Raw genomic sequence first — 12100 nt, 5'->3', positions numbered from 1 at the left:
GTCCGGTGCCGCTGTGGAATTCCTAACGTCAGCCCAGCTCGGTGACGGTGCCACCGGCCGCGGTGATCTTCTCCTTGGCGGAGCCGGAGAACTTGTCCGCGCTGATCTGGACCGCGACGGAGATCTCTCCCTCGCCGAGGACCTTGACCAACTGGTTCTTGCGGACCGCACCGGCAGCGACGAGCTCGTCCTTGCCGATCTGGCCACCCTGCGGGAACAGCTCGGCGATCGCGCCGACGTTCACGACCTGGTATTCGGTCCGGAACGGGTTGGTGAAGCCCTTGAGCTTGGGCAGCCGCATGTGGATCGGCATCTGCCCGCCCTCGAAGGCGGCCGGGACGTTCTTACGAGCCTTGGTGCCCTTGGTACCGCGGCCCGCGGTCTTACCCTTGGAGCCCTCACCGCGACCCACACGGGTCTTCTCGGTCTTGGCGCCGGGGGCAGGACGCAGGTGATGCAACTTGATGGTCATGTCAGACCTCCTCAACTGTTACGAGGTGGCGCACGACGTTGATCAGCCCACGGTTCTGGGCGTTGTCCTCACGGACCACCGACTTGCGGATGCCCCGCAGACCGAGGGTGCGCAGGCTGTCCCGCTGATTCTGCTTGGCGCCGATCGAACTCTTGATCTGGGTCACCTTGAGATCTGCCATGGTCAGACTCCTTGTCCGGCACGGGCACGCAGCATGCCCGCGGGAGCGACGTCCTCGAGCGGCAGACCACGACGGGCCGCGACCTCTTCGGGACGCTGCAGCTGCTTGAGCGCGGCAACGGTCGCGTGCACGACGTTGATCGCGTTGTCGCTACCGAGCGACTTGGCCAGGATGTCGTGGATGCCCGCGCACTCCAGCACGGCGCGCGCGGCGCCACCGGCGATCACACCGGTACCCGGGGAAGCCGGACGCAGCATGACCACACCGGCCGCCGCCTCGCCCTGCACCGGGTGGGTGATGGTGGAGCCGATCATCGGGACGCGGAAGAAGCCCTTGCGCGCTTCCTCGACACCCTTCTGGATGGCCGCGGGAACTTCCTTGGCCTTGCCGTAACCGACACCGACCAGGCCGTTGCCGTCACCGACGATGACCAGGGCGGTGAAGCTGAAGCGACGACCACCCTTCACGACCTTCGACACGCGGTTGATCGCGACGACGCGCTCGAGCTGGTTCTTCTCGGCGGCCTGGTCGCGACGGTCACCGCCACCGCGACGGTCGCCACCACGGCGGTTGTCGCGGCCGCCCTCGGGGGCGCTTCCGTTCTGTCCGGCGGGTCCGTTTCCGCCGTCACGCCTCTGACGTCCCGGCATCAGACGTTCCTTCCGTTCGCAATCTTGATCATCATCAGAACTTCAACCCACCTTCGCGAGCGGCATCGGCCAGCGCGGCGATGCGGCCGTGGTAATCGTGACCACCACGGTCGAACACGACGGCCTCGACACCGGCAGCCTTGGCGCGCTCGGCGATCAGCTCGCCGACCTTCTTGCCCTTGGCGGTCTTGTCGCCGTCGATCGCGCGCACATCGGCCTCGATGCTGGAGGCCGCGGCGATGGTCTTGCCGAGCGAGTCGTCGACCAGCTGGGCGTGCAGGTGCCGCGAGGAGCGGTGCACGACCAGACGCGGACGCTCGGTGGTGCCGGCGACCTTCTTGCGCAGGCGGAAGTGGCGACGGGTCTTCGACAGCCGACGCCGGGTGGAAGCATCCTTGCCCAGCGGAATGCGCTTGGCCTTCTGATTCTCGGTTTGCGCCATGATCACTTACCCGTCTTTCCGACCTTGCGGCGAACGTTCTCGCCGGCGTAGCGGATGCCCTTGCCCTTGTAGGGCTCCGGCTTCCGGTACTTGCGGATGTTGGCGGCGACCTCGCCGACCAGCTGCTTATCGATACCGGCCACCGAGAACTTGGTGGGCGATTCCACCGCGAAGGTGATGCCCTGCGGCGGCTCGGCAACGACCGGGTGGCTGAAGCCGAGGGCGAATTCGAGGTTCTGGCCCTTGAGCGCGACGCGGTAACCGACGCCTGCGATCTCGAGCTTCTTCTCGTAGCCCTTGGTGACGCCTTCGATCATGTTGGCGACCAGGGTGCGGGTCAGGCCGTGCAGGGCACGGCTGCGGCGCTCGTCGTCGGGACGGGCGACCTGGAGCTGACCGTCGTCACCCTTGGTGACGGTGATCGGCTCGGACACCGTCAGCGACAGCTGGCCCTTCGGGCCCTTCACCGCGACATCCTGGCCGTTGATGGTGACTTCGACGCCGGAGGGGATGGCGATGGGCTGCTTACCAATACGCGACATGTCTCTACCTCCCTTACCAGACGTAGGCGAGGACTTCGCCGCCCACGCCGGCTTTGGCTGCCTGACGGTCGGTCAGGAGGCCGGTGGACGTGGAGATGATCGCCACACCGAGGCCGCCGAGGACCTTGGGCAGGTTGGTGGACTTCGCGTACACACGCAGACCCGGCTTCGAGACGCGGCGCAGGCCCTGCAGGCTGCGCTCACGGCTGGGGCCGTACTTCAGATCGACGACGAGGTTTTTGCCAACGGCGGCGTCTTCGGTGCGGTAATCGGCGATGTAACCCTCGCGCTTCAGGATCTCGGCGATGTTCGCCTTGAGCTTGGAGTGCGGAGCCTTCACCTGATCGTGGTACGCCGAGTTGGCGTTGCGCAGACGTGTCAGGAAGTCTGCGATCGGATCAGTCATGGTCATAGTTCGACCTCGACACCTTTCTCGCTGCGGTTCCCATACAGCACCCGCACCCCTTTTCAGGGCACAGATCGTGGGCCTACAGCAATTCGGCTGGTCCGGTCGACCCTTGCCGACCGGATGAGTTCGCATCGCCCGGGCCACCCACACGCAGACCGCATGCGGGCACAGAGGTGCCCAGGCAACCGCTCTAGTGTAGATGGGGGCCTGGTCAGGACCAAATCGGGGTCTACCCGCGGCCCGGGCCGGGTCCGTGCCCGCACAGAGATCACGTTTCCGCCCGCACCCGCCGGTCAACAAGTGGGTAGTGCGCGGGTCGGGTGTGATCGACCACCGCACTTACTTTTCCGAAACCGGCATCACAGCGCGCATGCGCATATGAGGAGGATCAGGTGCGATCGATCAAAGCGGGCATCGTCGCGGCGGCACTCGCGGCGGCAACCGTGGCAGTGGCGAGCCCGGCACATGCCGACGAACCGCTGCCCGGTGCGCCCGAGGAGCGGATCACCGTCGACATCAATCTGCTCGGCTGCTCCATCGGCGCCGGGCTCGGTGTCGATCTGCTGCTCGCGCTGACGACCGGCCAGGGGTCGAGCACCACCATCGGCTCGGGTCTGGCCACTCGGCTGAAGATGGCCGGCTGCCTGCCCTGGTGACCGGTACCGGATAACGCGACGAGGGCACGGACTCCACCGGAGTCCGTGCCCTCGTTCAGTTCTCGCCTAGCCGATTGCGCTCAGCGCGAGCTCACCAGGAGCTCTTGTGCACGCCGGGCAGCTCGCCGCGGTGCGCCATTTCGCGCAGGCACACGCGGCACAGGCCGAACTTGCGGTAGACCGCGTGCGGGCGGCCGCAGCGCTGGCAGCGGGTGTAGGCCCGGACGGCGAACTTCGGCTTGCGGTTGGCCTTGTTGACCAGAGCTTTCTTAGCCATGTGCTCAGTTCTCCTTGAACGGGAAGCCGAGGTGCTTGAGCAGGGCACGGCCTTCTTCGTTGTTGGTCGCAGTGGTCACGACGGTGATGTCCATACCGCGCGGACGGTCGATGGAGTCCACATCGATCTCGTGGAACATCGACTGCTCGCTCAGACCGAAGGTGTAGTTGCCGTTGCCGTCGAACTGCTTCGGCGACAGACCACGGAAGTCGCGGATACGCGGCAGCGCGATGGAGACCAGGCGGTCCAGGAACTCCCACATCCGGTCGCCGCGCAGGGTGACCTTGGCGCCGATCGGCATGCCCTCACGCAGCTTGAACTGCGCGATGGACTTGGTGGCCTTGCGGATCTCCGGCTTCTGGCCGGTGATCAGGGCCAGGTCGTTGACGGCGCCGTTGATGAGCTTGGCGTCGCGCGCGGCGTCACCGACACCCATGTTCACGACGACCTTCACCACGCCCGGGATCTGCATCACGTTGGCGTAGTTGAATTCCTTGTTCAGCGCGTCCTTGATTTCCTCGCGGTAGCGCTGCTTCAGCCGAGGCTGCACGTTTTCAGTCGTGGTCATGTCAGATGTCCTTCCCGTTGTTACGGGAGATCCGAACCCGCTTGCCGGTCTCTTCGTCGGTCCGGTAGCCGACGCGGGTCGGCTTGCCATCGGAGTCGACGACCATCACGTTGGACACGTGGATCGGGGCTTCCTGGGTCACGATGCCGCCCGAGGAGGCGCCGCGCTGGTTGGCGGAGTTCGCGACGTGCTTCTTGATCCGGTTCACGCCCTCGACGAGGACCTTGTTGGTCGCCGGGTAGGCCTGGATGACCTTGCCCTTGGCGCCCTTGTCCTTACCCGAGATGACGAGCACGGTGTCGCCCTTGTGCACCTTCATGTCAGAGCACCTCCGGGGCCAGCGAGACGATCTTCATGAACTTCTTGTCACGCAGCTCGCGGCCGACCGGGCCGAAGATGCGGGTGCCGCGCGGATCGTTGTCCGGCTTGATGAGCACGGCGGCGTTCTCGTCGAAACGGATGTAGGAACCATCCGGACGACGGCGCTCCTTGGTGGTGCGCACGACGACGGCCTTGACGACGTCACCCCGCTTGACGTTGCCGCCGGGGATGGCGTCCTTCACGGTGGCGACGATGACATCGCCGATACCGGCATAGCGACGCGACGAACCACCGAGAACGCGGATGCAAAGGATTTCCTTCGCTCCCGTGTTGTCGGCGACGCGCAGTCGCGACTCCTGCTGAATCACTTCAGCCTCCTTGACCTGGACGTAAAAGCACGCCGGATTTCCGACCCGACGGGCATGGTCGCGTTGCCACCCGAACGCGCGCCTGCCAGCGGTTTTGTTCGATCCTGACGGACCGACCACTGGGGGTTCACGGCCGGATTGCGGGCACAGCTGCCGCAGGCAACCGGTCTAGTGTAAGGGTTTGCCCAGGTCGGCCCCAAATCGGGGGCGGTCAGCCCGAACGGCGCCGCTGCTTGTGCTCACGCCAGCGTTGCAACATCTGCCGCATGTCTTCTTGGATGAATTCGAAGAGTTCCACCGCCTCGGCCATGCGCTGACCCGCCTCGGTATCCGGGCCTGCGACTTCGACCCCTTCTTCCAGGGCGGCCTTCCATCCGTCGACCGAGTCGTTGCGCAAGGTCAGCACGGTTTCCCAGACGTCGTCGCGGATGCGGTAGCGGTCTTTGCGGGTGCGCGGAACGCGTTCGCGGGTGATGAACCCGATCTGGGTGAGGAATCGGACCGCACCGGATATCGAGGGCTGACTGGCCTCGAGCGCGTCGGCGAGCTCGGCGGAGGTCATCACCCCGGATTCGCTGATCAGCATGCGCGCGAGCACACGTGCGGCCATCGGAGGCACCCCGGCTCCGGCCATCGCTCCACCGAGCCGCTCGACGAAGGCCCGCTCGCGTTCGGAGTCCACGGAAATCGGTGTCGGCGCTGCCATGGCAGCCGGCGCGGTACCGGCACCGCCCCACCTCCTCGATTCCCCGTCAACCGGTCACAGCGGCGCGCCCGGCCTGTCGGGTGGCCGCCGCTTCGGCGTGCTCGCCGCCCTCTGCCTTGCTGTTCTGGTGGTCGGCCTGGATACGACCGTGCTCAATGTCGCGCTGCCGACGTTGTCGGTCGATCTGGGCGCATCGACCGAACAACTGCAATGGATCGCGAACTCCTACAACCTCGTGCTCGCGGTGCTCCTGCTGCCCGCCGGACTGCTCGGCGATCGCTTCGGCCGGAAGGCAGTGCTGGCGATCGCCCTGCTGCTGTTCGGCGCGGGCTCTGTGGTGTGCGCACTGGCGAACAGCGCGAATCAGTTGATCGTGGCGCGCGCTTTCCTCGGCATCGGTGCGGCGCTGCTCGTGCCCGTGGTGATGTCGCTGATCGCGGTGCTGTTCCCGGATGAGGCCGAACGCAAGAAGGCGATCAACTTCTTCGTCGTCTCCAACAGCATCGGGTTGCCGCTCGGCCCGATCGTCGGAGGCCTTCTGCTGGACCATTTCTCATGGTCGTCGATCTTCTGGATCAATGTCCCGGTCGCCGTCGTGGCCGTAGCGGCCGTGCTCGTGCTGATTCCGGAGTCGCGGAGCTCGGTGCGACCGTCGATCGACTACGCGGGCATCGTCGTCTCCTCGGCCGCGCTCGCGGCTTTGGTGTACGGCGTGACCCTGGCCGGTGAACGTGGCTGGGGCGATGCCTTGGCCGTGGTGTTCATGGTCGCGGCCGCGGTGCTGCTGTGTGTGTTCGGCGTGGTGGAGGGCCGGTTCGGCAAACTCGGGCGGCCGACCCCGCTGGTGGATCTGGCACTGCTGCGCTCGCGCTCGTTCTTCTGGGGAACCATGCTCATCACCATCGCGGTGTTCGCGATGTTCGGCCTGTTGTTCACGATGCCGCAGTACTTCCAGGCCATTCAGGGCGCCGATGCGCTCGGAACCGGCCTGAAGCTGCTGCCGTTCATCGGCGGCATGGTGATCGGGGCCAAGTTCGCCACCCCGGTCGATTCCGCGGCGGGCACCCGAGTCACGGTCACGATCGGGTTCCTGATCCTGGCCGCTGGACTCGGCATGGGAGCGATGACCGATGCCGAATCGGGGTACGGCTACGTCGCCACCTGGATCACGATCGCCGGCGTCGGTGCCGGATTCGGCATGCCGTCGGCGATGAACGCCGCAATCGGCGAACTGGATCCGGACCGAGCCGGCTCGGGTTCCTCGCTGATCCAGGCCATGCGTCAGGTGGGCGGCACCGTCGGCATCGCCTTGCTCGGCACCATCGTCAACGCCGTGTACCGCAACTCGGTCGACACCGGTGATCTGCCCGCGGCAGCCGCGGAAACCGTACAAGCCAGCGCCGCCAACGGCATGGCCGTGGCGCACCAAACCGGTTCAGCGGAGCTGGCCGCTTCGGTAACCGGCGCGTTCATCGACAGCATCTCGTCGATGCTGTGGCTGTGCACCGTCATCGGCATCTTCGGCGCGGTGGTGGCGCTCACCTTCCTGCCGCAGCGGGCGAAGGCGGTGGATCCGGCAAGCCTCATGTGACCTCGGCGGCGGCCCGCGTTCGGTAGGAGCGCGGGCCGCAGGCATTTCCGGCGGACGCCAGCGATCGACCCGATGCCGATGCGCCGGTAGCCTCGTTCGGGCCGGTACGTCAGTGCACCATGCGTACCGGCTCAGCGTCTGTGATCGGGGAGAGGAAGCTTTGTGACATCGTCGGGTCGTCCGTTCCTGTTGGACCGCCGCGCGTTCTTGGTCGCTCTCGGGGTGGTGCCTGCGGCGGCGCTGCTGGCGTCGTGTTCGGACGACGAGGCCGCACAGCCGTTGAAGCAGGTCGATATGACCGGTTCCGATCCGGCGATCCGGCCGCAGGACGATCTGTACCGGCACGTCAACGGTAAGTGGCTGCGCGAGTACCAGCTGCCGCCGGACAAGGTCGCCTACGGCGCGATCAGTGAGGCCAATGATCGCACCGAACAGCAGTTGCGCGAGATCATCGAGTCCATTTCCGATCCGGAGCCGGGTTCGGAGGCGCAGCAGATCCGGGATCTGTACGACGCGAGGATGAACCTCGACGAGATCGAGCAACTGGGGCTCACTCCGCTCGAGCCGATGTTCGCCGAGATCGATGGGGCGAAGACGAAGGCGGAGCTGGCCGGAGTGATGGGCGCGCTGCCGATCGGCGGCCTGATCGGGCTGGGCGTCAGTATCGACCGGAAGAATTCCGAGGCCTATATCCCGTCGATCGGCCAGTCCGGTATCGGGCTGAGCGAGCAGTACTACCGCAAGCCCGAGTACGCCGAGCAGCTGGCCGGTTACCGGACTTTCAACGAGCGCCTTGCCGCCGCCGCTGGCCTGCCCGATCCGGCGGGGCTGGCGCAGCGCAACCTCGATCTGGAGACCCGGATCGCGGCCGCGCACTGGGACAATGTGCGCAATCGCGACACCGACGCCACCTACAACCGGATGAGCTGGGATGCCACCAAAGCGCTGGCGCCGCAGTTCGACTGGGACCCGTGGCTGGACGCGACCACCGAGCGCGACAAGGACCTGTTCGCCGAGATCGTGGTGAATCAGCCGTCGTTCGTCACCGAGGCGGGCAAGATCTGGGCCGAGACCGATATCGCGATGTGGCGCGATTATCTGAAGCTCACCCTGCTGCGGCAGTACGCGCGGTTCCTGCCCAAGGCGTTCGCCGACGCCAATTTCGATTTCAACGGACGGCTGATGGCCGGGTTGCAGCAGCGGCCCGAGCTGTGGAAATCCGCGGTCGGCACGGTGGATTCGAATCTGGGCGAACAGCTCGGAAAACTGTATGTGGACAAGCATTTCCCGCCCGAGGCCAAAGAGCGCGCCATGGAGATGGTCGACGATTTGTTCGCCGCCTACCGGGAGAACTTCACCAACTCCTCGTGGATGTCGCCGGAGACCAGGAAGGCCTCGATCGAGAAGCTGGACAAGATCAACACCAAGATCGGCTATCCGGACAAGTGGGTCGATTACTCGGGGCTGACGATCACCCGCGGCAAGCTCATCGAATCCCTGCGCGCCGTCAACGATTTCGAGGTCAAGCGTTCCTTCGACCGGCTGGGCACCAAGGTCGACGATTCCGAATGGGCGATGTCGCCGCAGACGGTGAACGCCTACTACATGGCCGCCACCAATGAGATCGCTTTCCCGGCCGCGTATTTGCAGCCGCCGTTCTTCGACAAGGATGCCGAAGCCGCGGTGAACTACGGCGCGGTCGGTGCGACCATCGGCCACGAGATCGGCCACGGCTTCGACGATCAGGGCTCGAAGTTCGACGGTGACGGCAACCGCCGCGATTGGTGGACCGAGGCCGACCGCGCCGCCTTCGACGCCAAGACCCAGCAGCTGATCGAGCAGTACAACGTGCTCGTCCCCGAGGGTCTCGATCCGGAACAGCACGTCAACGGCGAACTCACCGTCGGCGAGAACCTGGCCGACCTGCGCGGGCTGCTGATCGCGCTGGCCGCGTACCGGATCGCCGAAAAGCGCCGTGGCGTGGACGATCCCGACTATCACACGATGTTCTTGTCCTGGGCGCGCGGCTGGCGCGACAAGCAGACCCGTGAGGTCACCGAGCGGCTGCTGGCCACCGATACCCACTCCCCCAACGAGTTCCGCGCCAATCAGGTGGTGCGCAATATCGAGGAGTTCTACACGACGTTCGGGGTGAAGGAGGGCGACAAGCTGTTCCTGCCGAAGGAGCAGCGCGTCACCCTGTGAGTGCTCGGGCTCGACGTCCGCGCCTCCGCGCATGGGGCGCGGACGTCTCCGATCAGGCGCGACACGACTGCGGCAGTGGTCGCATCAGTCGCGCCGTGTGCGGCATCGCCGCCACCACACCCGCGCCGCGATGCACGGACCCGGCGGATTCAGCGCGTGCGCCGATCCGGCAGCAGCCCGTTGACCAGGGCATCCAGACCCTGCGCATAGGTGTCCTCGGCCGCCGCCACCAGGAAACGCGGGCCGAGCTCGGCCAAGCGCGGTAACGCCCGCGGGTCGAGATCGGTGAAGATCTGTTCCCGGTAGGTCGGGCGGTCTTCGGCAGCTCGGGCGGCCGAGCGGGTGCGGATGATGATCTCGCCTGCGGTGTAGTGCCAGATCGCGCGGTAGGCGTGCACCGCCTCATCCGCGGACAAACCGCAGTCCATGGCGCCGGCGACGATGCTTTCGGCCACCCAGAGTGCGGAGACGCCGAGCAGGTCGTCGGCGGCGAGGATCTCGACGATCCACGGCCGCGCGGCGAGCACATCTCGCATGGCGGTCGCGGCCACGATGATGCGCTCGCGGGGATCGTCGGGTAGTGGCGGCCATTGCACCCGGTCGGCGTAGTCGTTGAGCAGCAGCCGCAGCAGCTCTTCCTTATCGCGCACGTGGTGGTAGAGCGCCATGGCGGTGCAGCCGAGTTCGGTGGCGAGCCTGCGCATGGTGAGCTTCTCGACGCCGTCGGTATCGATGATCGCGGTGGCGGCCGTGACGATGTCCTGCCTGGAGATTCTCGGCGGACGGCCGGTGCGAGCGGGGGGTGACGACGGCTTCGGCATGCCCCCATCCTGGCCTATCCACAGGCGTAGGTGTGGACAGCATCGTCGGCTGCGGTTAGTTTTTATACGTGTATAAAAACAGACGTGGGCGGCCCGGCGCCGCCTTGACCGCGGTCGCGGTCGCACAGTTCATGGTCGCCCTTGACATGGCGGTGATGAATGTCGCGCTGCCCTCGATCCGCACCGATCTCGGGTTCGCGCCGCTGGATCTGTCGTGGGTGGTGCATATCTACGCGCTCACCTTCGGCGGGTTCCTGCTGCTCGGCGGCAAGTCCTGCGATCTGTTCGGGCGGCGGCGGATCTTCTCCGGCGGGTTGATCGTGTTCGGTCTGGCCTCGGCGGCAGGCGGACTCGCGCAGGAGCCGTGGCAGTTGGTGGCCGCGCGGGCGGTGCAGGGCATCGCGGCAGCGGCGGTGGCGCCTGCCGCGCTCGCCACCCTCACCACCACGTTCCCGGAAGGTCGCGCCAGGCTGCGGGCACTCGGAGTGTGGAGCGCGGTCAATGCGGCGGGCGGGGCGAGCGGCGTGCTGTTCGGCGGATTGCTCACCGAGTACGCCGATTGGCGGTGGGTGATGTTGATCAATGTGCCGATCGTGGTGGTGGCGCTGGTGGCCGTGGCGGCGGGGGTCACCCCGGACGCGCGTCGGGCTGATCGCGAACCGCTGGATTACCTCGGGGCTGTTACGGCGACCGCGGGCATCGGTGTGCTGGTCGTCGGTGTGGTGCGCACCGAGCATTACGGCTGGCTGTCCCCCGTCACCGGGCTCACCCTCGCGGCGGGTGCGGTGCTGTTCGCCGGGTTCCTGCTGGTCGAGCGTCGCGCAGCGGCACCGCTGGTACGGCTGGACCTGTTCGGCAACCGCTGGGTGGCCGGTGCGAATGTCTTCGTATTCCTCGCCGCGGCAGGGCAATTCGCGACGTTCTATCTGATGTCGCTGTACATGCAGCAGGTGCTGGGCCTGAGCGCGGGCGTCACGGGGATCGCGTTCGTGCCGTTCTCGGTGACCGTCATCGTGGGCACGGTGCTGGTGACCCGATCCGGCCGGTCGCCACGGTTCTGGCTCGTTCTCGGCGGGCTGGTCACCGCGCTCGGGTTCCTCTGGTTCGCGCAGATCAGCCCCGACGGCAGCGTGGTCGCCGATGTGCTCGGGCCGTCGGTGGTCTCGGGCTTCGGGATGGGCCTGTGCCTGGCGCCGGTGGCCACCGCGGCGACGATCGGCGTCACCGGACGCGAGGCGGGCATGGCGTCGGGGGTGTTCAACAGCTCTCGGCAGCTCGGCGGCAGCGTGGGCGTCGCCGCACTGGCGACGCTCGCCGCGAGCCGCACCTCCGACGTGTCCGATCCGACTGCTCTCAACAGCGGCTACGCCTTCGCCCTCGGCGCCGCCGCGCTGCTGTTCCTCGTGGCCGCCGCGGTGGCCGCCCTCCTGCTCCCGGCCGAAAGCAGCGCCTCGGCCACCGATTCCGGCGACGAACTCGCGCCGGCTACCCGATGAAAGGAATCCCCATGACCCCCATCGATCTGTTCGCCCGTGCCCTGTATTTCCAGCCCGACGGCAAGGTCAGCGAAGGCGAACGCCGGATGGCCGGCGGCTCGGACGGCTGGCACCTCGGCGTCTTCCACGTCGAGACCGACGCCGACCTGCACGCCGACCACTGGGAGATGCACCCCGACTCCGAGGAAGCGGTCTGCTGCCTCTCCGGCTCGCTGCACCTGTACCTGCGCCCGGAACGTGACGGCGAACCCGAAACCACCGTCCACCTCACCGCGGGCACTGCCACCATCGTCCCCAGGGGTCGATGGCACCGGCTGACGTTGGACGAACCGAGCGACATCATGTCGATCGGCATCCGCGCGGGCAGCAAGCTGGAGCGCGTTGCCGGGTAATCG

Annotated in this window: 17 protein-coding genes; 5 read left to right on the top strand and 12 right to left on the bottom strand. The window is 66.7% G+C overall.

The features are described 5' to 3' along the window. Positions 1-28: 28 nt before the first annotated feature. The 6 genes from rplO to rpsH are packed head-to-tail and all read right to left on the bottom strand — an operon-like array spanning position 29 to position 2699. Positions 29-472: a 50S ribosomal protein L15 gene (rplO, locus tag AC4HOU_RS14850; RefSeq protein ID WP_036533250.1), complete on the bottom strand. Its 444-nt coding sequence runs from the start codon at positions 470-472 to the stop codon at positions 29-31. 1 nt (position 473) lies between these two features. Further along, entirely contained in the window at positions 474-653 is a 180-nt protein-coding gene (gene rpmD / locus AC4HOU_RS14845) for a 50S ribosomal protein L30 (RefSeq protein WP_014349110.1), read from the bottom strand. 2 nt (positions 654-655) lie between these two features. Beyond that, positions 656-1303 carry a 30S ribosomal protein S5 gene (rpsE, locus tag AC4HOU_RS14840; RefSeq protein ID WP_014349109.1) on the bottom strand — a complete coding sequence of 216 codons (648 nt, stop codon included), beginning with the start codon at positions 1301-1303 and terminating at the stop codon, positions 656-658. Between the two features lie 34 nt (positions 1304-1337). After that, the gene (rplR, locus tag AC4HOU_RS14835; protein ID WP_036533271.1) at positions 1338-1745 is read right to left on the bottom strand and encodes a 50S ribosomal protein L18; all 408 of its coding nucleotides are present in this window, start codon (positions 1743-1745) and stop codon (positions 1338-1340) included. Positions 1746-1747: 2 nt separating this feature from the next. After that, positions 1748-2287 carry a 50S ribosomal protein L6 gene (gene rplF / locus AC4HOU_RS14830; RefSeq protein WP_036533248.1) on the bottom strand — a complete coding sequence of 180 codons (540 nt, stop codon included), beginning with the start codon at positions 2285-2287 and terminating at the stop codon, positions 1748-1750. Positions 2288-2300: 13 nt separating this feature from the next. Further along, complete coding sequence (gene rpsH, locus AC4HOU_RS14825; protein WP_014349106.1) at positions 2301-2699, bottom strand: 30S ribosomal protein S8; 399 nt, start codon at positions 2697-2699, stop codon at positions 2301-2303. A gap of 389 nt (positions 2700-3088) precedes the next feature. Between rpsH and AC4HOU_RS14820 the strand changes: the two genes are divergently transcribed. Continuing rightward, the gene (locus tag AC4HOU_RS14820; protein WP_163816894.1) at positions 3089-3352 is read left to right on the top strand and encodes a hypothetical protein; all 264 of its coding nucleotides are present in this window, start codon (positions 3089-3091) and stop codon (positions 3350-3352) included. Between the two features lie 91 nt (positions 3353-3443). Here AC4HOU_RS14820 and AC4HOU_RS14815 read toward each other — a convergent pair whose 3' ends face one another. The 5 genes from AC4HOU_RS14815 to AC4HOU_RS14795 form a co-directional block, all read right to left on the bottom strand. Continuing rightward, positions 3444-3629, bottom strand: coding sequence for a type Z 30S ribosomal protein S14 (locus AC4HOU_RS14815; RefSeq protein WP_014349101.1), 186 nt, complete (start codon positions 3627-3629; stop codon positions 3444-3446). 4 nt (positions 3630-3633) lie between these two features. Next, positions 3634-4197, bottom strand: a complete 564-nt coding sequence (gene rplE / locus AC4HOU_RS14810; protein ID WP_036533246.1) for a 50S ribosomal protein L5 — start codon at positions 4195-4197, stop codon at positions 3634-3636. A gap of 1 nt (position 4198) precedes the next feature. Next, entirely contained in the window at positions 4199-4516 is a 318-nt protein-coding gene (gene rplX, locus AC4HOU_RS14805; RefSeq protein WP_014349099.1) for a 50S ribosomal protein L24, read from the bottom strand. 1 nt (position 4517) lies between these two features. Further along, positions 4518-4886 carry a 50S ribosomal protein L14 gene (gene rplN, locus AC4HOU_RS14800; RefSeq protein ID WP_033244618.1) on the bottom strand — a complete coding sequence of 123 codons (369 nt, stop codon included), beginning with the start codon at positions 4884-4886 and terminating at the stop codon, positions 4518-4520. A gap of 211 nt (positions 4887-5097) precedes the next feature. After that, entirely contained in the window at positions 5098-5568 is a 471-nt protein-coding gene (locus AC4HOU_RS14795) for a GbsR/MarR family transcriptional regulator (RefSeq protein WP_490724629.1), read from the bottom strand. Positions 5569-5590: 22 nt separating this feature from the next. Here AC4HOU_RS14795 and AC4HOU_RS14790 point away from each other — a divergent pair, with 22 nt between their 5' ends. Then, positions 5591-7183 (top strand): DHA2 family efflux MFS transporter permease subunit, encoded by a 1593-nt coding sequence (locus tag AC4HOU_RS14790; RefSeq protein WP_195006963.1) that lies wholly within the window; start codon positions 5591-5593, stop codon positions 7181-7183. A gap of 162 nt (positions 7184-7345) precedes the next feature. Further along, positions 7346-9388, top strand: a complete 2043-nt coding sequence (locus tag AC4HOU_RS14785; RefSeq protein WP_280499709.1) for a M13 family metallopeptidase — start codon at positions 7346-7348, stop codon at positions 9386-9388. 149 nt (positions 9389-9537) lie between these two features. Here the strand turns inward: AC4HOU_RS14785 and AC4HOU_RS14780 are convergent, their stop codons facing one another. Next, on the bottom strand, positions 9538-10209 hold the full coding sequence (locus AC4HOU_RS14780) for a TetR/AcrR family transcriptional regulator (RefSeq protein ID WP_195006962.1): 672 nt from the start codon (positions 10207-10209) through the stop codon (positions 9538-9540). 68 nt (positions 10210-10277) lie between these two features. Here AC4HOU_RS14780 and AC4HOU_RS14775 point away from each other — a divergent pair, with 68 nt between their 5' ends. Next, positions 10278-11705: an MFS transporter gene (locus AC4HOU_RS14775; RefSeq protein ID WP_280499711.1), complete on the top strand. Its 1428-nt coding sequence runs from the start codon at positions 10278-10280 to the stop codon at positions 11703-11705. An 11-nt stretch (positions 11706-11716) separates the two neighbouring features. Beyond that, on the top strand, positions 11717-12097 hold the full coding sequence (locus tag AC4HOU_RS14770) for a cupin domain-containing protein (RefSeq protein WP_228806024.1): 381 nt from the start codon (positions 11717-11719) through the stop codon (positions 12095-12097). Positions 12098-12100 lie beyond the last annotated feature (3 nt).

It is taken from the genome of Nocardia sp. JCM 38205, from assembly GCF_058222935.1.
The sequence above is the reverse complement of the archived record's forward strand: the minus strand, read 5'-3'. Positions and strand labels throughout refer to the sequence as shown.

What these genes read in the sequence shown, in the direction of transcription:
- AC4HOU_RS14815 (WP_014349101.1), bottom strand. Translation starts at nt 3,629, where the DNA reads ATGGCTAAGAAAGCTCTGGTCAACAAGGCCAACCGCAAGCCGAAGTTC.
- rpsE (WP_014349109.1), bottom strand. Translation starts at nt 1,303, where the DNA reads ATGCCGGGACGTCAGAGGCGTGACGGCGGAAACGGACCCGCCGGACAG.
- AC4HOU_RS14770 (WP_228806024.1), top strand. Translation starts at nt 11,717, where the DNA reads ATGACCCCCATCGATCTGTTCGCCCGTGCCCTGTATTTCCAGCCCGAC.
- AC4HOU_RS14790 (WP_195006963.1), top strand. Translation starts at nt 5,591, where the DNA reads ATGGCAGCCGGCGCGGTACCGGCACCGCCCCACCTCCTCGATTCCCCG.
- rplR (WP_036533271.1), bottom strand. Translation starts at nt 1,745, where the DNA reads ATGGCGCAAACCGAGAATCAGAAGGCCAAGCGCATTCCGCTGGGCAAG.
- AC4HOU_RS14780 (WP_195006962.1), bottom strand. Translation starts at nt 10,209, where the DNA reads ATGCCGAAGCCGTCGTCACCCCCCGCTCGCACCGGCCGTCCGCCGAGA.
- rplF (WP_036533248.1), bottom strand. Translation starts at nt 2,287, where the DNA reads ATGTCGCGTATTGGTAAGCAGCCCATCGCCATCCCCTCCGGCGTCGAA.
- rpmD (WP_014349110.1), bottom strand. Translation starts at nt 653, where the DNA reads ATGGCAGATCTCAAGGTGACCCAGATCAAGAGTTCGATCGGCGCCAAG.
- rplO (WP_036533250.1), bottom strand. Translation starts at nt 472, where the DNA reads ATGACCATCAAGTTGCATCACCTGCGTCCTGCCCCCGGCGCCAAGACC.
- rplX (WP_014349099.1), bottom strand. Translation starts at nt 4,516, where the DNA reads ATGAAGGTGCACAAGGGCGACACCGTGCTCGTCATCTCGGGTAAGGAC.
- rpsH (WP_014349106.1), bottom strand. Translation starts at nt 2,699, where the DNA reads ATGACCATGACTGATCCGATCGCAGACTTCCTGACACGTCTGCGCAAC.
- rplE (WP_036533246.1), bottom strand. Translation starts at nt 4,197, where the DNA reads ATGACCACGACTGAAAACGTGCAGCCTCGGCTGAAGCAGCGCTACCGC.